The following is a 21,008-nucleotide window of genomic DNA, read 5'->3' as shown; positions in this document are numbered from 1 at the left end:
GCCCGATTCACTCATAACGTAAGGCCTGTGCTGGCTGGGTACGTGCCGCGCGCCAGGCTGGATACAGGGTGGCAAGGAAACTCAGGACCAACGCAGCGCCGCCCACCATCAACACGTCCTGGGCCTGAACCTGGGACGGCAAGTAGTCAATGAAGTAGACGTCGGCATTAAGAAACTTGTGGCCGAGGACTTTTTCCAGCGCGGCAATGGCGGCGCTGACGTTCAGCGCGGCCAGGATGCCGACCGCGGTGCCGATCAAGGTGCCGACCACGCCGATCACGGTGCCCTGCACCATGAAGATCGCCATGATCTGCCCCGGCGTGGCGCCAAGGGTGCGCAGGATGGCGATATCGCCCTTCTTGTCGTTCACCACCATCACCAGCGTGGAAATGATGTTGAACGCAGCAACGGCGACGATCAGCAGCAACAACAGGCCGATCATGGCTTTTTCCATGCGGATGGCCTGGTACAGGTTGCCGTGGGTGCGGGTCCAGTCGCGGGCGTAGTATTGGGATTCACCCAAATGCTGGGCGATTTCCCAGGCGCCGCGCGGTGCGTCGAACAGGTCGTTGAACTTGAGGCGCAAGCCCTGGACTTGATCCGGCTTCCAGCGATGCAGGCGTGCGAGGTCGGTGAGGTTGGTCAGGCCGAGGTAGCCGTCGATCTCGCCGGCGCCGACGTGGAAGGTGCCGACCACGGTGAAGCGCTTCATGCGCGGGAACATGCCGGCCGGGGTTACAGTGACTTCCGGCGCGACGAAGGTCAGCTTGTCGCCGATGCCCACGCCGAGCTTGGCCGCGGCCTTGTCGCCGATCACGATGCCGAAGCTGCCGGGCGCCAGATCGTCGAGTTTGCCCTGCAACATGAACTTGTCGATGATCGACACGTTGCGTTCCTGGGCCGGATCTATGCCATTGAGCAGAATTTTCTGCACCTTGCCGTCATTGGTCAAAAGCCCCTGCATCTGGGTAAACGGCGCGACGGCCACCACCTTGGGGTTCTGCTTGACCTTGTCGGCCAGGCTTTGCCAGTCACTGATAGGCGAATCGCCCTCAATGGTCGCGTGGGGCACCATGCCCAGCACGCGGGTGCGCATCTCATGATCGAAGCCGTTCATCACCGACAGCACCACAATCATCACGACCACGCCCAAGGCGAGCCCGATAATCGAGGTCAAGGAAATGAACGACACAAAATGATTGCGACGCTTTGCACGGGTATAACGCGTGCCGATAAATACGAAGAGAGGTCTGAACATGTCGGGGCTTGTTCGGAGGAAAAGAAGACGTCCCGGTGGCGGGGTCAGGTAAGCAGCTTTACACTCAGACCATTACCGCTACTTTGGGTTCGCCATGTCGACATTAGATGAAGAAGAACGCCGCGAATACTACCGTATCGACGACATGATCGCACTTCAAATCAGCACCCTCTCTGCCCCGGAAGCGGCGAGCAAGGAAGTGTTGCTGGATGATTCGCCGCTGTTCAACCTGCTCAGCGAATTGCACCTCAGCGAATTCGAAGCCCAGCACCTGCTGCGCCAGATCAACGAGAAAGATCGCAGCCTGGCCGCCTTCCTCAAAGTCCAGAACAAGCGCGTGGATCTGCTCAGCCAGATCATGGCGCGCGGCCTGCTGGATGAGGTCGGCGCCCCGCAGCCGGTGATCATTTCCGAAGGCGGCATCGACTTCCAGCACCCCACGCCCCTGGCGCCTGACACGCACCTGGCGGTCAAGCTTGTATTGATGCCCCAGGCGCTCGGCTTACTGCTGCGCGCCCGCGTGACCCATTGTGACGCCAACGGCGAGGGGTTTGACGTGGGCACGGAATTCGAATCCATGACCGATGCCCAACGCCAGCTGCTGGCGCGCTATATCCTGCAGAAACAGGCCCAGGAACGACGCCTGGCGCGGGAGCAGAGCGACGCCCAAGACACCTGATTCGACGACTGACGGGGCGCCCCACGCCCTTCACACCGCCAGGACACCTGGCGCAAAGGAGCAACTGTGACCCTGATTTACGGCCACCGCGGTGCCAAAGGCGAAGCACCGGAAAACACCCTGACCAGCTTCCAGGAGTGCCTCAAGCACGGTGTACGCCGCTGCGAACTGGATTTGCACCTGTCCATGGACGGCGAGTTGATGGTGATCCACGACCCGACGCTCAAACGCACCGCCGACCGGCGCGGCAAAGTCGTCGAGTATTCGGCGGCGGACCTTACAAAGATGGATGCGCGCAAAGGCGGCCCAGGCTGGGTGCAACCGTGCCCGATCCCACGTTTGGAAGAACTGTTCGAAAAATGCGACTTCGACCACTGGCAACTGGAAGTCAAAAGCGCCTCGCGCACCCGCGCCGCGACTACCGTGCTGGCAATCCGAGAGATGGCCGTACGTTTTGGCTTGATGGACAAGGTCACGGTGACCTCAAGTTCGCGGGAGGTGCTCAAAGCAGCGGTTGACCTCACCCCGGACCTGTCACGCGGCCTCGTCGCCGAATACGCCTGGCTCGACCCGTTGAAGGTCGCGCAGAACTACGGCTGTGAGTATTTGGCATTGAACTGGACGTTGTGCACCCCCGAACGTCTGGAAAAAGCCCAGCGTCAGGGTTTGCACGTGTCCGTGTGGACAGTCAACGAACCCGCGCTGATGCGCAGGCTCGCCGACTTCGGCGTAGATAGCCTGATTACAGACTTTCCCGGTTTGGCCACTGCCACCCTCGAGAATTACTGAAATCGGTCTCCCCGGCCGGCTCAGGCCACCGGCCGGAGCCGCTCAAAAAAGCCGGTTGAGGCCGTCGTAGGCGGCTACCCGATAGGCTTCGGCCATGGTCGGGTAGTTGAACGTGGTGTTCACAAAATACTTGAGGGTATTTTGCTCACCCGGCTGATTCATGATGGCTTGGCCGATGTGCACAATCTCCGAGGCCTGGTAGCCGAAGCAATGCACGCCGAGCACTTCCAGGGTCTCGCGGTGGAACAGGATCTTCAGCATGCCTTGGGGCTCACCGGCGATCTGCGCACGCGCCATGCTCTTGAAGAACGCCTTGCCCACTTCATAAGGCACCTTGGCCTTGGTCAGTTCGTGCTCGTTCTTGCCGATCGAGCTGATCTCCGGAATCGTGTAGATACCGGTGGGCACGTCGTTCACATAACGCCAGCTGCCGTTGTCGACAATGCTGCCGGCCGCAGAACGGCCCTGGTCATGCGCGGCACTGGCCAGGCTTGGCCAGCCGATCACGTCACCGGCGCCATAGATGTTGGTCACGCAGGTGCGGTAGTTCTCGTCGACTTCGATCTGGCCACGGCTGTTGACCTTGACCCCGATGTTTTCCATGCCCAGCTTGTCGGTGTTGCCGGTACGGCCGTTGCACCACAGCAAGGCGTCGGCCTTGATCTTCTTGCCGGACTTGAGGTGCAGGATCACCCCGTTGTCCAGGCCTTCGACCCGCTCGTACTCTTCGTTGTGGCGCACGGTGATGTTGTTGTTGCTGAAGTGGTAGCTCAACGCCTGGGAAATTTCCGAGTCGAGGAAGCTCAGCAACTGGTCACGGTTATCCACCAGCTCTACCAGTACACCCAGGCCGCTGAAGATCGAGGCGTATTCACAGCCGATCACGCCGGCGCCGTAGATGATCAGTTTGCGCGGGGTGTGGCCCAGGCTCAGGATGGTGTCGCTATCGTAGATACGCGGGTGGTGGAAATCGATATCCGCCGGGCGATACGGGCGCGAGCCGGTGGCGATGATGATGTGCTTGGCCACCAGCTTCTCGACCACGCCGTTGGCGCAGACCACTTCGACGGTTTGCTCGTCGGCGAAGCTGCCGGTGCCGAAGAACAGGTCGACGCGGTTACGGGCGTAGTAGCCGGTACGCGAAGCGACTTGCTTGGAGATGACTTTTTCGGCGCTTTTCAATACGTCCGGGAACGAGAACCAGCGCGGCTCACCAATGGCCCGGAACATCGGGTTGGTGTTGAACTGCATGATCTGGCGCACCGAGTGACGCAAGGCCTTGGACGGGATGGTCCCCAGGTGGGTGCAGTTACCGCCGACTTGGCGACGGCTATCGACCATCGCCACCTTGCGCCCTGCTTTGGCGGCGTTCATCGCCGCACCTTCTCCAGCCGGGCCGGAACCCAGTACCACCACGTCGTAGTTGTAGACAGCCATGCGTACTCCTCAGAACAGGCCAGGCGTACGGTTGGACGCCTGGCTAAATCATGCCGCGGCCAGCGGGCATGAAGGACAATTTGGCTCAAGTGTGTGAGCCGGGGCACAGTCTATATAAGGCTCAACGCCGCGAACATTAACCCTTGGTCGCGTCGTAGGCCAGTCTTGCCTTTACTACAGGAACAGGAAACTGGCATTACACTGCTGACACGCACCTTTGCAGGACGAGCCATTATGCGGCATGTCGTTTTCTGTTTAATGATGATTTTTTCGGTAGCCGTGCTGGCCAGTGAGGCTGATCGGCTCAAGCAGGCCGATTTCCCCAGGCAATCTAATGAGCTGGTCCTGAAAAACCAGGCCGTGTTGGTGTATCTCTGGGCCGATGTGTATGCGGCCGCGTTGTACGCCCCGACTGACGCTAGCGCGAAACAGGCGTGGGACCAGCAAAAGGACCTGCGCCTGGCGCTGTATTACTTTCGCGACATCAACCGTAACGATGTGATCAAGGCTGCCACCACGGCCCTGGAGCGCCAGCAAAGCAACACCGCCCTCGCCCGCCTTAAGCCCGAGTTGGACCAACTGCATGCCAGCTTTCGAAACATCCGCAGCGGCGATCGTTATGCCCTGGACTTTCGCCCTGGGCGCGGCTTGAACCTGGAGATCAACGACCAGGTGGTGTTCAGCAGCCGTGATGACGAATTGGCGAAAGCCTATCTCGGCATCTGGCTGGCGCCGAAAGGCTTGTCGGACAGCCTGCGTACGACACTACTGAACTGACCAACACGAAATCCTGTGGGAGCTGGCTTGCCTGCGATAGCGGACTGTCAGCCGACTCATCTATTGCAGACCCACCGCCATCGCAGGCAAGCCAGCTCCCACAGTGATTTCCACTCGCCATGACACCTGCGCATTTAGTCAGCTAGCTATCGATTTTGATTGCCGGTAGCGGCTAATACACATATGGTTACAAAGATGCAGCAAGGATGAATGATGACCAAGGATCATTAATAAGATAGCCAAAATGAGTGAATGACATGTCCACCACCACGGGCAAAGGCAAGGCGATCTTTCGCGTTGTCAGCGGTAACTTCCTTGAGATGTTCGACTTCATGGTCTATGGCTTCTATGCCACGGCCATCGCCAAAACCTTCTTCCCCACCGACAGCGCCTTTGCCTCGCTGATGCTGTCCCTGGCGACCTTCGGCGCCGGTTTCCTGATGCGGCCGCTGGGCGCGATCTTCCTCGGCGCCTACATCGACCGCCACGGCCGCAAGAAAGGCCTGGTCATCACCCTGGCCATGATGGCCGCTGGCACGGTCTTGATCGCCTGCGTCCCCGGTTACGCCACCCTCGGCGTCGCGGCGCCGCTACTGGTGCTGTTTGGCCGCCTGTTGCAAGGTTTCTCTGCCGGTGTCGAGCTGGGCGGTGTGTCGGTGTACCTGGCGGAAATCGCCACACCGGGGCGCAAGGGCTTCTTCGTCAGTTGGCAGTCCGCCAGCCAACAGGCTGCGGTGGTCTTCGCCGGTTTGCTGGGCGTGGGCCTGAACCACTGGCTCAGCCCGGAAGAAATGGGTGACTGGGGCTGGCGCGTGCCGTTCCTGATCGGCTGCCTGATCGTGCCGGTGATCTTCGTGATTCGCCGCTCGCTGGAAGAAACCCCTGAGTTCCAGGCGCGTAAACATCGCCCTACCCTGCAGGAAATCGTGCGCTCGATCGGTCAGAACTTCGGCATTGTTATCGCCGGTATGGCACTGGTGGTGATGACCACGGTGTCCTTCTACCTGATCACTGCGTACACCCCAACCTTCGGCAAGGCCGAGCTGCACCTGTCCGACTTCGATGCATTGCTGGTGACGGTGTGCGTGGGCATTTCCAACTTCATCTGGCTGCCGGTGATGGGCGCGGTGTCTGACAAGATCGGGCGCAAACCCCTGCTGCTCGGTGCGACGATTCTGGCGATCCTTACGGCGTATCCGGCGTTGTCGTGGCTGGTGGCCAACCCGAGTTTCAGCCATTTGCTGATTGTGCTGTTGTGGTTGTCGTTCCTGTATGGCTCGTATAACGGGGCGATGGTGGTGGCACTCACCGAGATCATGCCGGTTGAGGTTCGCACTACCGGCTTTTCCCTGGCCTATAGCCTGGCGACGGCGACGTTTGGTGGGTTTACGCCGGCGGCCTGTACCTATCTGATCCATGTATTGGATAACAAGGCGGCGCCGGGGATTTGGCTCAGTGGTGCGGCAATTCTGGGCTTGATTGCCACCTTGGTGCTGTTCAAGGGTAACCGGCATGAACTGCGCACTGCGCAGGCAGCGGTGGTTGGCGGCGCCTGATGGGACGCCTTCGCAGGCAAGCCAGCTCCCACATTTGACTGTATTCACACATCAAAATGTGGGAGCTGGCTTGCCTGCGATGAGGCCAGTCCAAACACCTCAAACCTGCAGACATAGAGTAGGAGGCGGATTCACATCCGCCGTCCTCTCACACCACCGTACGTACGGTTCCGTATACGGCGGTTCAGGTTATGCGGTTAAGCCGGTTTATCGTGTCCAGTATTGAGACCAGCCCGAGTCTGTCCCACAGTTTCTTCGGCAACGCCTGATTCATGTGTGACGCTCCCGAGTTCCACCATGGGCCTCGACCGTTAAAGGCAGATTTACAGGCGCGATCTTCAGTGAGCCCCAAGCGTATTAGGTTACGCGCCCTCGTGGAGGGCCGTTTCCATTGGCGCCACAAGACACACCGAAGTTTATGCCGCACCCAGCCGTCCAACTTTTCGAGGGCCTTTTTGCCCTGACTCAGCTTGAAGTAGCCCGCCCAACCGCGCAAAACAGGGTTTATTCGCTCGATAGTCCTGACCATCTTGCAACCCCGCGCTCCGCGCAGAAGAACTCTGAGTCGATCACGCAAGCGGCCCAGGCTCATCGTTGCCACTCTTAGCCTCGGCTGTTGATGCCAGCTCATCCCATAACCCAAATAATCACAGACCCACGGCCGTGCCACGCGGCTCTTTTCCCGATTCAACGTCAGCTTCAGACGCTGATTCAAGAAACGCTCAACTCCTGCCAGCACTCGCTCGCCAGCACGACGACTACGTACATAAATGTTCGCATCGTCGGCATAACGAACGAAGCGATGGCCCCGCCGCTCCAACTCCCGGTCGAGTTCGTTGAGCAGGATGTTCGACAGCAACGGCGAGAGCGGGCCGCCTTGCGGCGTCCCTTCCTGCCGTCGGCTGGCGATCCCGCCCGACATAACTCCCGCTTCAAGGTAACGGCGGATCAGTCTGAGTACGCGTTTGTCTTCGACATGACGCTCAACTTTGGCCATCAACACGTCGTGATTCACTCGATCAAAGAACTTCTCAAGATCAAGTTCCACGCACCAGCGGTAACCCGCCGCCACATGGCCGCGAGCGGTTTCGATGGCTTGATGGGCGCTTCTGCCCGGACGAAAACCGTAGCTGTAGTCCGAGAACAGAGGGTCGAAGATCGGCGAGAGCTGTTGCAGCAGCGCCTGCTGGATCAGGCGATCCACGACATTGGGGATACCCAGTTGGCGTGTTCCACCCTTGGGTTTGGGGATTTCGACAGCGCGTACACCTTGCGGGTGATACTCGCCGACCAGCAGCCTTGCCTTGAGGGTCGGCCAATACTGTTTCACATAGCCCGCCAACTGGTCGACCGTCATGCCATCGGCACCCGGTGCGCCCTTGTTGCTGACTACGCGTTGATACGCACGCTTGAGGTTGGCGGGTGCAAGCACCCGCGCCATCAGCGTGTCCGGCTCCGCGTTCGTCCACGTCACAGACGCCGCCGATGTCTGCGCACTGTCAGCCGCAAGCCTCGGATTCCGTCCGGGACTTGGGGTTACAGCCCTCTTGTGGAGAGATTTCTGCTTTTTCGACATTCGACGAGACTCTGACGCCTACTGGCGGCATAACCTGTTCGGCCCTTGGTGGCGTGGTTTTTTTTTTCCGCCACTTACTACGGCCTCGGCTGACTTCTGCAGGTTCATCCCGTCGCCTCTCGACGCTCGGTAGCACAGTGGCAAACCTGCAGATCTCCCAGGGTAATTCGCGCGACCTTCCTGCTTATGCCTGTCGGATATACGTCGTAGCGTTCCGTGCAAGTATTGGGCTTTAACGATTTATGCCGTCTTACCCCGCTACGCCGCCTCTATCCGCTTCCTGTTCGTCAGGCCAGCATTTTGCCTCGGGCTTCCTTCAGATTCGCAGTCACCCGCGACACCCTTGCCTCTGGCTAACACTTCCCCTTGCCGGGTGTGTAGAGGACTTTCACCTCCAAGTCACCAGCGAGGCCACCACAGCCAAGCTGGTTGCGCTTCGCGCAACGCGCCATGCCTGGCGCACATAAAAAAGCCCCGAACCAGTCGGGGCTTTTTCATTTACCGCAAATGCTTAACGCGGGAACGCAGGCGGGTTAACCCCAGCCATGTCTTCCATCACGCGAACCACTTGGCAGCTGTAGCCGAACTCGTTGTCGTACCAAACGTACAGTACAACGCGGTTATCTTGAGTGATGGTCGCCTCAGCATCCACTACGCCGGCGTGGCGCGAGCCAACGAAGTCGGTGGACACCACTTCCTGCGAGTTAACGAAGTCGATCTGCTTATGCAGGTCGGAGTGCAGCGCCATGTAGCGCAGGTACTCGTTCATCTCTTCGCGGGTGGCGGCTTTCTCAAGGTTCAGGTTGAGAATGGCCATCGATACGTTCGGCGTCGGAACGCGGATCGCGTTACCGGTCAGCTTGCCGGCCAGCTCAGGCAGGGCCTTGGCAGCAGCGGTGGCAGCACCGGTCTCGGTGATCACCATGTTCAACGCGGCGCTACGGCCACGGCGATCGCCTTTGTGGAAGTTGTCGATCAGGTTCTGGTCGTTGGTGTACGAGTGAACGGTTTCGACGTGGCCGTTAACGATGCCGAACTTGTCATTCACAGCTTTGAGCACCGGCACGATGGCGTTGGTGGTGCAAGAAGCGGCGGAGACGATCTTGTCGTCAGCGGTGATTTCGCCGTGGTTGATACCGTGGACGATGTTCTTGAGCTTGCCTTTGCCAGGCGCGGTCAGCACCACACGGTCGATACCTGGGCAGGCCAGATGCTGGCCGAGGCCCTCGGCATCACGCCATACGCCAGTGTTGTCCACCAGCAGGGCATCCTTGATGCCGTACTGGGTGTAATCCACCTCAGCCGGGTTCTTCGCGTAGATCACCTGGATCAGGTTACCGTTGGCGGTGATGGTGTTGTTTTCTTCGTCGATGACGATAGTGCCGTTGAACGGACCGTGTACCGAGTCGCGGCGCAGCAGGCTGGCGCGTTTGGTCAGGTCGTTTTCTGCACCTTTACGAACCACGATGGCACGCAGACGCAAGCCGTCGCCGCCACCGGTTTTTTCGATCAGGATGCGCGCCAGCAGACGGCCGATACGCCCGAAGCCGTACAGCACAACGTCGGTGCCTTTGCGGGCGGCAGCGTTTTGCTGGCCAACCACATCGGCCATTTCTTCACGCACGAACTGCTCGGCGCTGCGGCCGGCACCTTCTTTGCGGAACTTGTAAGCCAGCTTGCCCAGGTCTACCGAGGCCGCGCCGAGCTTGAGCTCGCTCATGGCTTTAAGCAGAGGGAATGTTTCGTGGACGGAGAGTTCGCTGTCGTCGGCGGAACGATGGCGAGCAAAGCGATGCGCCTTGAGAATCGCGATGACTGATTGGTTGATCAGGCTGCGGCCATAGATCGAGCTCACCACATTGTTATTGCGGTACAGCTGACCGATAAGCGGAATCATCGCTTCAGCGAGCGCTTCACGGTCGATCCATTCACCAAGACACTGGTCGGGCTTCTGAGTCACGGGAACCTTCCACATGTAGGGGCAGAAAAAAGGGGCTACATTATGCCGCCCGACCGCCCTCGGAGCAATGCGCGCAGGGCAACAAAAAGTGCTTGCGAAAAAATCACACCCGGCTGCAGCCCAGTAAATACGCGGGTTCCAGAAGGCCACCAGTTGAGCAGCGACGCCGACTTGTCCGTAACTCTCCGAAACATACGCACAAAATGGCACTACATATTGAGTCAAAACACGCCATTGTTTGTCTTAGCCACTACATTTCCTACAAACCGTAATAGGCTCAGTCAGCAACTGACAGGCGGCACCTGGGGCCGTTACAATTACCGACTTTGTCGCAACGCTTGGAGCTCAACCTTCCGTGCCCGTTCTGCGTCTACCGCTTCTCCCTGCCGCGGCAGGTAAACAGCACTGGGGCAACCTGCCCGGTGCCGCCCTGAGCCTGGCCATTGCCGAGGCTGCCAGCGCAGCCAAGCGCTTTACCCTGCTGCTTACCGCCGACAGCCAAAGCGCCGAGCGGCTGGAGCAGGAGCTGAGCTTCTTCGCCCCCGATTTGCCGGTGCTGCACTTTCCCGACTGGGAAACCCTGCCCTACGACCTGTTCTCGCCGCACCAGGACATCATTTCCCAGCGCATCGCCAGCCTGTACCGCTTGCCGGAACTGGCCCACGGCGTGCTGGTGGTGCCAATCACCACGGCCCTGCATCGCCTGGCGCCGACCAAGTTCCTGCTGGGCAGCAGCCTGGTGCTGGATATCGGCCAAAAACTCGATGTGGAACAGATGCGCACGCGCCTGGAGGCCAGTGGCTACCGCTGCGTCGACACCGTGTACGAGCACGGCGAGTTCGCGGTGCGCGGCGCGCTGATCGACCTGTTCCCGATGGGCAGCAAACTGCCGTATCGCATCGACCTGTTCGACGACGAAATCGAGACGCTGCGCACCTTCGACCCGGAGAACCAGCGCTCGATTGATAAAGTCGAGTCGATCAAGCTGCTGCCGGCGCGGGAATTCCCGCTGCAAAAAGACGCAGTCACGCGCTTCAAGGCACGCTTTCGCGAACGCTTCGACGTGGACTTCCGCCGCTGCCCGATCTTTCAGGACTTAAGCAGCGGGATTACACCGGCCGGTATCGAGTACTACCTGCCGTTGTTCTTCGACGAAACCTCCACCCTGTTCGATTACCTGCCCCAGGACACCCAAGTGTTCTCGCTGCCGGGCATCGAGCAGGCAGCGGAAAACTTCTGGAACGACGTGCGCAATCGCTATGAAGAGCGCCGCGTCGATCCATCGCGGCCTTTATTGCCGCCTGCCGAGCTGTTCCTGCCGGTGGAAGACTGCTTCGCCCGCCTGAAAAATTGGCCACGCGTCGTCGCCAGCCAACAGGACGTAGACGCCGGCAGCGGCCGCGAGCGCTTCCCGGCGAACACGCTGCCGGACCTGGCGATCCAGGCCAAAGCCACGCAGCCGCTGGAAGCGTTATCCAACTTCCTCGGCGACTTCCCCGGCCGTGTGCTGTTTACCGCTGAATCCGCCGGCCGTCGCGAAGTGCTGCTGGAGCTGTTGGAACGCCTGAAACTGCGCCCGAAAACCGTCGACAGCTGGCCGGATTTTGTCGCCAGCAAAGAACGCCTGGCAATCACCATTGCGCCGCTCGATGAAGGCTTGTTGCTGGATGACCCGGCCCTGGCGCTGATCGCCGAGAGCCCGCTGTTCGGCCAGCGCGTGATGCAGCGTCGGCGCCGTGAAAAACGCGCAGACGCCAACAACGATGCGGTGATCAAGAACCTCACCGAGCTGCGCGAAGGCGCGCCGGTGGTGCATATCGACCACGGCGTCGGCCGCTACCTGGGCCTGCAGACCCTGGAAATCGACAACCAGGCGGCCGAATTCCTCACCATGGAATACGCCGAGGGCGCCAAGCTCTACGTGCCAGTGGCCAGCCTGCACTTGATCGCACGCTACACCGGCAGCGACGACGCCCTGGCGCCGTTGCACCGCCTGGGCTCCGAGACCTGGCAGAAAGCCAAGCGCAAAGCCGCCGAGCAGGTGCGCGACGTGGCGGCCGAATTGCTCGACATCTATGCACGCCGCGCAGCCCGCGAGGGTTATGCCTTCGCCGACCCGAAAGCCGACTACGCCACCTTCAGCGCCGGCTTCGCCTTCGAAGAAACCCCGGACCAGCAAACCACCATTGAGGCCGTGCGCGCCGACATGCTCGCGCCCAAGCCAATGGACCGCCTGGTGTGCGGCGACGTAGGCTTCGGCAAGACCGAAGTGGCGATGCGCGCTGCCTTTATTGCCGTGCATGGCGGCAAGCAGGTGGCGATTCTGGTGCCGACCACGCTGCTCGCCCAACAGCACTACAACAGCTTTCGCGACCGCTTTGCCGACTGGCCGGTGAGCGTGGAAGTGATGAGCCGCTTCAAGTCCGCCAAGGAAGTGAACGCCGCCGTCGCCGATTTGGCCGAAGGCAAGATCGACATCGTGATCGGCACTCACAAGCTGCTGTCGGACGATGTGAAGATCAAAAACCTCGGCTTGGTGATCATCGACGAAGAACACCGCTTCGGTGTGCGCCAGAAAGAACAACTGAAGAACCTGCGCAGCGAAGTCGACATCCTCACCCTCACCGCCACGCCGATTCCGCGCACGCTGAATATGGCCGTGTCGGGTATGCGCGACCTGTCGATCATCGCCACGCCGCCGGCACGGCGCTTGTCGGTGCGCACCTTCGTGATGGAACAGAACAAAAGCACGGTCAAGGAAGCGCTGCTGCGTGAACTGCTGCGGGGTGGCCAGGTGTATTACCTGCACAACGACGTGAAGACCATCGAGAAATGCGCCGCCGACCTCGCCGAACTGGTGCCGGAAGCCCGCATCGCCATCGGCCACGGGCAGATGCGCGAGCGCGACCTCGAACAGGTGATGAGCGACTTCTACCACAAGCGCTTCAACGTGCTGATCGCCTCGACCATCATCGAGACCGGCATCGACGTGCCGAGCGCCAACACCATCATTATCGAGCGTGCCGACAAGTTCGGCCTGGCGCAGCTGCACCAATTGCGCGGCCGGGTCGGGCGTAGTCACCACCAAGCGTATGCCTACTTGCTGACGCCACCGCGCCAGCAAATTACCGGCGACGCCGAAAAGCGCCTGGAAGCCATCGCCAACACCCAGGACCTCGGTGCCGGTTTTGTACTGGCCACCAACGACCTGGAAATCCGTGGTGCCGGCGAATTGCTCGGCGACGGCCAGAGCGGGCAGATCCAGGCCGTGGGCTTCACCCTGTATATGGAGATGCTTGAGCGCGCGGTGAAAGCCATCCGCAAGGGCGAGCAACCGAACCTCGATCAACCGCTGGGTGGCGGCCCGGAAATCAACCTGCGCTTGCCGGCGTTGATTCCCGAAGACTACCTGCCGGACGTGCATGCACGGCTGATCTTGTACAAGCGCATCGCCTCGGCCACCGACGAAGAAGGCCTCAAGGACCTGCAAGTAGAGATGATCGACCGTTTCGGCCTGTTGCCGGAGCCGACCAAGAACCTGGTGCGCCTGACCCTGCTCAAATTGCAGGCCGAGCAGTTGGGTATCAAGAAGGTCGACGCCGGGCCGCAAGGCGGGCGTATCGAATTCGAAGCGCAAACGCCGGTGGACCCACTGGTGCTGATCAAACTGATTCAGGGCCAGCCCAACCGCTACAAGTTCGAAGGGGCTACGCTGTTCAAATTCATGGTGCCGATGGAACGTGCCGAAGAACGCTTTAATACATTAGAGGCGCTGTTTGAGCGCCTCATCCCGAAATCAGCTTGAAGGACGCCCCAATGCGCCTGTTCCGCATTTTGAGCTTGTTGTTGGTGGTCGTTGCCCCTTCGGCGTTTGCCGACAGCCCGTACTTGATCGAAATGATCCTGGTGCGCCAGAACGCCGAGCCGGTGATCAACAGCCGTGCGGCGCCGGAAAACTGGGACGCCGGTGCTTTACGGCTGCCAACCGACAAAATGAGCCCGCCACGCTTGGGCAACATCGTCGACAAACTCAGCGCCGACAACAGCTATACCGTGCTGCTGCACCGGGCCTGGGACCAGAACCTGGGCGACCAGCCGGTGAAGCTGGCCATCAGCGATGGCCAGGAGCAGTTCGGTCAGTTCCCTATCGAAGGCACATTGAACCTGCAACTGGGGCGCTTTACCGATATCGATGCGGACTTCTGGATCAACAGGTTCGACGCCAACGGCAGCGTCATCGCCAGCGAACACCTGAGCCAGCAAGACGTGCGCACCAAGAACAACCAGCTCAACTACCTGGACGGCGGCCACCTGGCGCTGCTGATCAAGATCACTTCGCTGACCGCCAAACCACCCAGCGCGCCACCGCCCGACATTCAGGACTGATCCAGCGCCATGCCCCTGACGTCGTCGTTGACCAAACCCCTGGCCCCTTCGTGGGCCAATCGCTTTAAAGAGCAAAGCCTTGAGCGCGGGCGACGCTACGCCCTGGAAAACCGCGTGCGCATCGTCGAGTCCGGCGACAGCACCATCGTTGCCAGCTGTGAGGGCTCGGGCGGTAACGTTTACCGGCAGACCATTTCGCTGCGCGAATCGGCCAAGGGCACGCTGATTCTGGTGGACAGCCGCTGCACGTGCCCGGTGCATACCAACTGCAAACACATCGCGGCGGTGCTGCTCAAGGTCCAGGAAACCCTGGCCTACCCGGCAGCCGCCCAGGATGCCGAGCTGCTGGAAAAACTTCAGGCCGTGCTGGACAACCGCGTGGTGCTGCCGCAAGTGGTGATGGAAGACGTGCGACCGGTGCCGCGCCTTTGGCTGGCGAGTGTCGAGTTCAGTGCGTTTGAACCGCGCAATGGCAAGATGCAGCGTTACATCCAGCACCGCGCGGCGCTGTCGTTCAACTACCTGGGCAACTATGTCAGCGGGCAAAAGAATGCCGACATCATCGTGCGCCAGGAGACCCAAAGCCTGCGCATCAAGCGTCACCCGGAGCTGGAGCAGCCGTATCGCGAGCAACTGCGCCTGCTCGGCTTCAAGATCGCCACGCGCCAGAGCAAAGCGCTGCCGGAAAGCGCCGGCGAATTGTTCGAGATGGTCAATGACAGCGCCTGGCTGAACTTCACGCTCAATGCATCGCCGACCTTGCGCGCCGAGGGTTGGGAGCTGCAGATCGATGAGGATTTCGGCTTCGACCTGAGCGCAGTCGATGACTGGTACGCCACGGTCGACGAAGGCCCGGAGCGCGACTGGTTTGACTTGGAGTTGGGCATCATCGTCAACGGCGAGCGGCTGAGCCTGTTGCCGATCCTGTTGAACCTGATGCGTTCGCACACCGAAATCCTCAACCCGGAAAAACTCGCCCGGCGCCGCGATGACGAGCTGATCCTGGTGAATATCCCGGGCCTGCCCAACGGCCACGGCCCACTGCAAGTGGCGCTGCCTTATGGTCGCTTGAAACCGGTGCTGGCCACCCTCGGCGAGTTCTACCTGCAGGAACCCGGCAACACCACGCTGCGCCTGGCCAAGGCCGATGCGATTCGCCTCAACCCGCTGGAAGACCTGCCGCTGCAATGGGAAGGTGGCGAGAAGATCCGCAACTTCGCCCAGCGCCTGCGCGATATCAAAGACTTCACCTGCGTGGCACCGGAGGGTTTGAACGCGACCTTGCGTCCGTACCAACTGGAAGGCTTGAGCTGGATGCAGTCGCTGCGCCAACTCGACGTCGGCGGGATCCTTGCGGATGACATGGGCCTGGGCAAAACCCTGCAGACCCTGGCGCATATCCTCAGCGAAAAGATCGCCGGGCGCCTGGATCGGCCGTGCATGGTGGTGATGCCCACCAGCCTGATCCCCAATTGGCTCGACGAAGCGGCGCACTTCACCCCACAGCTCAAGGTGCTGGCGCTCTATGGCGCAACACGTAAGAAACATTTCGCGAACTTGCAGGATTACGACCTGCTGCTGACGACCTATGCGCTGCTGCCCAAAGATATCGAGCAACTCGCTGCCCTGCCCTTGCATGTGCTGATTCTCGATGAAGCCCAGTACATCAAGAACCCCAACAGCAAGGCCGCCCAGGCCGCGCGCGAGCTGAATGCACGCCAGCGCTTGTGCCTGAGCGGCACACCGCTGGAAAACCACCTGGGCGAGTTGTGGTCGCTGTTCCACTTCCTGCTGCCGGGCTGGCTGGGCGACGTAAAAAGCTTCAACCGCGATTACCGCGTGCCCATCGAAAAGCGCGCCAGTGATGTGCGACTGCAGCACCTCAACGGTCGGATCAAACCCTTCCTGTTGCGCCGTACCAAAGAGCAGGTGGCGACGGAGTTGCCGCCCAAGACCGAGATCATCCATTGGGTCGACCTCAATGAGGCCCAACGCGACGTGTACGAAACCATGCGCCTGGCCATGGACAAGAAGGTCCGCGATGAGATCACCCGCAAGGGGGTGGCGCGCAGCCAGATCATCATTCTTGAAGCGCTGCTCAAGCTGCGCCAGGTGTGCTGCGACCTGCGCCTGGTCAACGACGCCACCCTGCCCGCGCGTGGCAGCAGCTCGGGCAAACTCGACAGCCTGATGGAAATGCTCGAAGAGCTGTTTGCCGAAGGGCGCCGGATTTTGCTGTTTTCCCAGTTCACCTCGATGCTGAGCCTGATCGAAGCCGAACTGAAAAAACGTGGCGTGGACTACGCGCTGCTGACTGGCCAGACCCGCGACCGACGCACCCCGGTGAAGGACTTCCAGAGCGGCAAGCTGCAGATATTTCTGATCAGTTTGAAGGCGGGTGGTGTGGGGTTGAACCTGACGGAGGCCGACACGGTGATCCACTATGACCCGTGGTGGAACCCGGCCACGGAGAACCAGGCCACCGACCGTGCGTATCGCATCGGGCAGGAGAAGCCGGTGTTCGTCTACAAGATGATTGCGCGGGGTACGGTGGAGGAGAAAATCCAACACCTGCAAAAGGAAAAGTCCGACCTGGCGGCGGGTGTGCTGGATGGGCGTACGACGGGGGATTGGCAATTGGGCAATGAGGATATTGAGGCGTTGTTTGCGCCATTGCCTAATAAGCAAGAAAAGCGCTGACCGTCAGATCGCCATCGCAGGCAAGCCAGCTCCCACAGAAAAGCAGCTCTGCTTCTGATCTGTTTTTGCAGTACTGTTGCCCTGCTTTTGCTTCAACCACTCAGGTCGGCTACTAGGCCGCCGTGCTGTAGATTTTGATCTTGATCTGACAGGCCCCGTTAACCACGATGGCTGAACGCAGGCTTGAATCCGTGGGTAACCCGGCAGGACGCCGGGTTAGCCGCGCTGGGCCAAGGATGGCCCATCGCGGCGGCCCACGGATTCAAGCCGGAGTGAGGGCATGCCGAGCCTTAGCGAGGCACCGAGTGGTGGGGCAAAGACTTTTTGGTTACTTTTGTGTCTTTACAAAAGTGACCCGCTGTAAGAGCGGAACCCTAAGCCGCCGTTACCGCAGCAACGGATATGTACTCAATCTACCTAAACCCGCCACAGGCCTAGCGCAACACAAAAAGTTGCGTAGATACCTATGCTGCGATGGGCGCGCCACGGTTTTCAGCCTGGCAATGGCGCAAACAGCGCCTCGATATCTCGCTGCTCCAGCTTCCACCCGGCACTGGCACCGCCTTCAAGAACCCCATCGGCCAACGCTGCTTTTTCCAACTGCAACGCCTGAATTTTCTCCTCCACGGTGCCGCGCGCAATCATCTTGTAGACGAACACCGGCTTGTCCTGCCCAATGCGATACGCACGGTCGGTTGCCTGGTTCTCCACCGCTGGGTTCCACCACGGATCGTAATGAATCACCGTGTCGGCGGCCGTCAGGTTCAAGCCCGTGCCACCGGCTTTCAGGCTGATCAGGAACAACGGCACGTTGCCGTCCTGAAAGTTCTTCACTGGGGTACGTCGGTCAAGGGTGTCACCGGTCAGTATCGAATACCCGACCTCACGCTGCTTCAACTCGTCTTCAATCAGCGCAAGCATCGACGTGAACTGCGAGAACAGCAAAATCCGTCGCCCCTCACTGAGCAACTCCTCAAGCATCTCCATCAAGCTGCCCAGCTTACCGGTCCCGACCTTCACAGCCTTGGAAACCGGGGCCGACTTTACCAGGCGTAAATCGCAACACACCTGGCGCAGTTTGAGCAACGCTTCAAGGATGATGATCTGGCTGCGGGCCACACCGTGGCGGCTGATTTCATCGCGCACCTTTTTATCCATGGCCACACGTACGGTCTCGTACACATCCCGTTGCGCATCATTCAACTCCACCCAATGTACAATTTCAGTCTTGGGCGGCAACTCAGTGGCAACCTGCTCCTTCTTTCGACGCAGCAGAAAAGGTTTGATACGCGCGGTGAGGTGCTGCATACGTTGCGCATTCGCGTGTTTTTCGATGGGCGTGCGGTAATCCCGGTTGAAGGTTTTGCTGTCGCCAAGCCAGCCCGGCAGCAGGAAATGAAACAGCGACCACAGTTCGCCCAAGTGGTTTTCCAGCGGCGTGCCGGAGAGACACAGACGTTGATCGGCGTGTAATTGCCGGGCAGCCTGAGCGGCCTTGCTGTTGGGGTTCTTGATGTTTTGCGCTTCGTCGAGGATCAGCACGCTCCAGCGTGTGGACTGCAAGACTTCAAGGTCGCGTGGCAGCAACGCGTACGTGGTGAGCACCAGATCGTAATCAGCCAAACGCGTGAAATCGCTCTGGCGTTGCGCGCCATGCAGGGCCAGCACCTTGAGCTGTGGGGTGAAACGCGCGGCTTCATCCAACCAGTTAGGGATCAGGCTGGTGGGCATCACCACCAGTGCAGGGGTTTGCAATCGGCCAGCCTGCTTTTCGCAGAGTAAGTGCGCCAAGGCTTGCAAGGTTTTGCCCAGCCCCATGTCATCGCCCAGAATCCCGCCGACGCCCAGCTCTCGCAGGGTTTGCATCCAATTCAGGCCTTCGAGCTGGTAGCCTCGCAGTTCGGCGTTCAGGCCCTGGGGAGCCGAGATTTGCGCATGGGTCGATTCCTTGAGGCGCTTGGCAAAATGCCGCACGCGCTCACCGCCCTGCCAGACCAGCGGAATACCATCCAAATCACTGAGACGGGCTGCATCCGGTGCACTCAAGCGCAGCGAGTCGCCATCAGGATCGCGTAGATATAGGGCACCTAATGTCGCCATCAAAGGTTTGATCCGGCCATAAGGCAGCGCGACCTTAGTACCCTCGCGAGTGCCCAGGCTTACCAGCACGCGCTCTTCGTCAGCGCGTTCAATCATGTAATCGGCGTCGAGCAGTTTGGGCTGACGAGCTATTAACTCCAGCACAATCGGTAGCAGGCTGTAGCGCTGACCATTGACCTCGATCCCCAGTTCCAGATCAAACCATTCGTGACCGGGAGATTCTTCGATGTCAGCGTACCAATGGTCCACGGCTTCCACGTGGTAATAAAAACCAGGCTGGATGCTGATGTCCCAGCCCGCCTGTTGAAGGGCTGGCAGATGATCGTCAATGAAGTTCAGCCAGTCGTCATCGGAGGCCAGATCAAACATCTCACCGGCGCTTTGCGGCAACGCGCGTGTCTTGCGATTGACCTTGGCAAAACCGAGTTTGGTCAGGACTTTGCGCAAGGCTTTTTCGGCCGCCGGTTTACGCTGGATACGCTGGGTTTCGGTACCGCTCAACAACCGTATCTCAGTGCCGCCCTTGTCGCTGGCCACGCTATCGCCATAGCGATAAGCCAATGCGGCACGGTGTTCAAACGTCGGCATTGGTCTGCGAAATTCTGCGCTAGAAGCATAGGTTTCGTCGCTGCCCAATGTCAGGCACGCCTGGGGCTCGAGCGTATCGACCACTCGCTCGGTCAACGCACGCGGCGGCGGAATCGCGGCGCCCACCGCACTGATGCGATGGCTGAATAACGCAACCTGGTTTGCCGGAATCTCGGGCAAGCTGGACAGGTGAATCGCCAGGCGATCATCCATCTCATACTCAAGCGGCCCCAGCTCCATGTTATCCAGGTTCAAATAATGAAGCGGCTTGAGTGGCAAGACCTCGTGCAATTGTAGATCGTCGCTTAGCCATTGCGGTCGATAGCTACCGTCTGGCTGCACGGCCCAATTGAAGCGGGCGACACGCGTGGGACCTGGGTTGAGCGCCAACTGGGCATCAAAATCCACGAATAAGCGCTCGGTTTTGAGCGCCAATTGCAGAATTTCGGCGCCATCCTCGCCCTCCAGCGCAAAACTGCTGCCGTAGCGACCGTACGCTCGCCCAAGCATAAGAAGCCGACAGATGCGCTTGTCCACAGCAAGCATGTAACCGGGGGCACGCGCCAGGATTTCATCGAGCGAGTACAGCGCCTTGATTTCGCCATAGCCACCCTTTTTCAAGGTGCGTGCCCGGAAGACGGCCAGCGACCAACGGTTTGAGTAGGCGTCAGGGCTGAGCTGGTACAGCAAACAGGTGTTGCTGCTTCTGGGTAACGATTCAACCTCTGGCGTCGCGGCGGGCATGTTGTTAAGCCATTGCTCGATCTTCGGATTGAGGCGATCACTGGGTGCCTTGGGCTCATCCAGCTCGTCCGCCAGTGCAATGACTCTGAATAAAACGGCGGCGGCGTGTTTGCAGTCCACCCCGACCGGGCAGGAACACACACAATCGATATCACTCCAATCCGGGTCGTCCGTGACGGCCAGAGAGATCACCAGCGAATAGATACTACCGCCAGAGCCTCTGCACCTGGCGAGCAGTCGCTGTGTTCCGACCTCCAAGACTTGGACGCGGTCTTCGGCTACATAGTGAAAACCACGATCGAGTGTTCGGGGAGTGAAGTTCTCGTGCCACTCCAAGCCAACAAGGCGTGTCAATAAGCTATTCATGTGGATTCACTTTACGCCAAGCGTTGCAAAGATAAAGACGGTTGTTTCCTGCTTACGAGTACGAATAAGCGGCAACTGAATTCCGATATTTC

At 59.8% G+C, this 21,008-nt stretch carries 11 protein-coding genes and 1 pseudogene; 7 read left to right on the top strand and 5 right to left on the bottom strand.

Annotated elements, in window-relative coordinates; genetic code table 11:
• Nucleotides 1-7 precede the first annotated feature (7 nt).
• The gene (locus ACA065_RS08520) at nucleotides 8-1,258 is read right to left on the bottom strand and encodes a lipoprotein-releasing ABC transporter permease subunit (RefSeq protein ID WP_497694127.1); all 1,251 of its coding nucleotides are present in this window, start codon (nucleotides 1,256-1,258) and stop codon (nucleotides 8-10) included.
• A gap of 94 nt (nucleotides 1,259-1,352) precedes the next feature.
• Here ACA065_RS08520 and ACA065_RS08515 point away from each other — a divergent pair, with 94 nt between their 5' ends.
• Together ACA065_RS08515 and ACA065_RS08510 are read left to right on the top strand one after the other, a co-directional pair.
• On the top strand, nucleotides 1,353-1,937 hold the full coding sequence (locus ACA065_RS08515; RefSeq protein WP_497694126.1) for a PilZ domain-containing protein: 585 nt from the start codon (nucleotides 1,353-1,355) through the stop codon (nucleotides 1,935-1,937).
• Between the two features lie 66 nt (nucleotides 1,938-2,003).
• Complete coding sequence (locus ACA065_RS08510) at nucleotides 2,004-2,726, top strand: glycerophosphodiester phosphodiesterase (RefSeq protein ID WP_497694125.1); 723 nt, start codon at nucleotides 2,004-2,006, stop codon at nucleotides 2,724-2,726.
• A gap of 42 nt (nucleotides 2,727-2,768) precedes the next feature.
• Here the strand turns inward: ACA065_RS08510 and sthA are convergent, their stop codons facing one another.
• On the bottom strand, nucleotides 2,769-4,163 hold the full coding sequence (sthA, locus tag ACA065_RS08505) for a Si-specific NAD(P)(+) transhydrogenase (protein WP_005786183.1): 1,395 nt from the start codon (nucleotides 4,161-4,163) through the stop codon (nucleotides 2,769-2,771).
• 234 nt (nucleotides 4,164-4,397) lie between these two features.
• Between sthA and ACA065_RS08500 the strand changes: the two genes are divergently transcribed.
• Both ACA065_RS08500 and ACA065_RS08495 read left to right on the top strand, forming a co-directional pair.
• Nucleotides 4,398-4,940, top strand: a complete 543-nt coding sequence (locus ACA065_RS08500; RefSeq protein ID WP_497694124.1) for a chalcone isomerase family protein — start codon at nucleotides 4,398-4,400, stop codon at nucleotides 4,938-4,940.
• A 257-nt stretch (nucleotides 4,941-5,197) separates the two neighbouring features.
• Nucleotides 5,198-6,496, top strand: coding sequence for an MFS transporter (locus ACA065_RS08495; RefSeq protein ID WP_497694123.1), 1,299 nt, complete (start codon nucleotides 5,198-5,200; stop codon nucleotides 6,494-6,496).
• Between the two features lie 184 nt (nucleotides 6,497-6,680).
• Here ACA065_RS08495 and ltrA read toward each other — a convergent pair.
• Nucleotides 6,681-8,103 (bottom strand): annotated as a pseudogene (gene ltrA / locus ACA065_RS08490) (group II intron reverse transcriptase/maturase).
• 480 nt (nucleotides 8,104-8,583) lie between these two features.
• A complete protein-coding gene (locus ACA065_RS08485; protein WP_017137429.1) occupies nucleotides 8,584-10,047 on the bottom strand; it encodes a glyceraldehyde-3-phosphate dehydrogenase in 1,464 nt (487 codons plus the stop codon).
• A 340-nt stretch (nucleotides 10,048-10,387) separates the two neighbouring features.
• Here ACA065_RS08485 and mfd point away from each other — a divergent pair, with 340 nt between their 5' ends.
• The 3 genes from mfd to ACA065_RS08470 are packed head-to-tail and all read left to right on the top strand — an operon-like array spanning nucleotide 10,388 to nucleotide 17,118.
• A complete protein-coding gene (gene mfd / locus ACA065_RS08480; RefSeq protein WP_497694122.1) occupies nucleotides 10,388-13,837 on the top strand; it encodes a transcription-repair coupling factor in 3,450 nt (1,149 codons plus the stop codon).
• A gap of 11 nt (nucleotides 13,838-13,848) precedes the next feature.
• A complete protein-coding gene (locus ACA065_RS08475; protein WP_497694121.1) occupies nucleotides 13,849-14,418 on the top strand; it encodes a CsiV family protein in 570 nt (189 codons plus the stop codon).
• Nucleotides 14,419-14,427: 9 nt separating this feature from the next.
• Nucleotides 14,428-17,118, top strand: coding sequence for a DEAD/DEAH box helicase (locus tag ACA065_RS08470; protein WP_497694120.1), 2,691 nt, complete (start codon nucleotides 14,428-14,430; stop codon nucleotides 17,116-17,118).
• Between the two features lie 492 nt (nucleotides 17,119-17,610).
• Here ACA065_RS08470 and ACA065_RS08465 read toward each other — a convergent pair whose 3' ends face one another.
• Nucleotides 17,611-20,916: a DEAD/DEAH box helicase gene (locus ACA065_RS08465; RefSeq protein ID WP_497694119.1), complete on the bottom strand. Its 3,306-nt coding sequence runs from the start codon at nucleotides 20,914-20,916 to the stop codon at nucleotides 17,611-17,613.
• Nucleotides 20,917-21,008 lie beyond the last annotated feature (92 nt).

The sequence above is a fragment of the Pseudomonas sp. LBUM1640 genome (assembly GCF_059716225.1).
The sequence above is the reverse complement of the archived record's forward strand: the minus strand, read 5'-3'. Positions and strand labels throughout refer to the sequence as shown.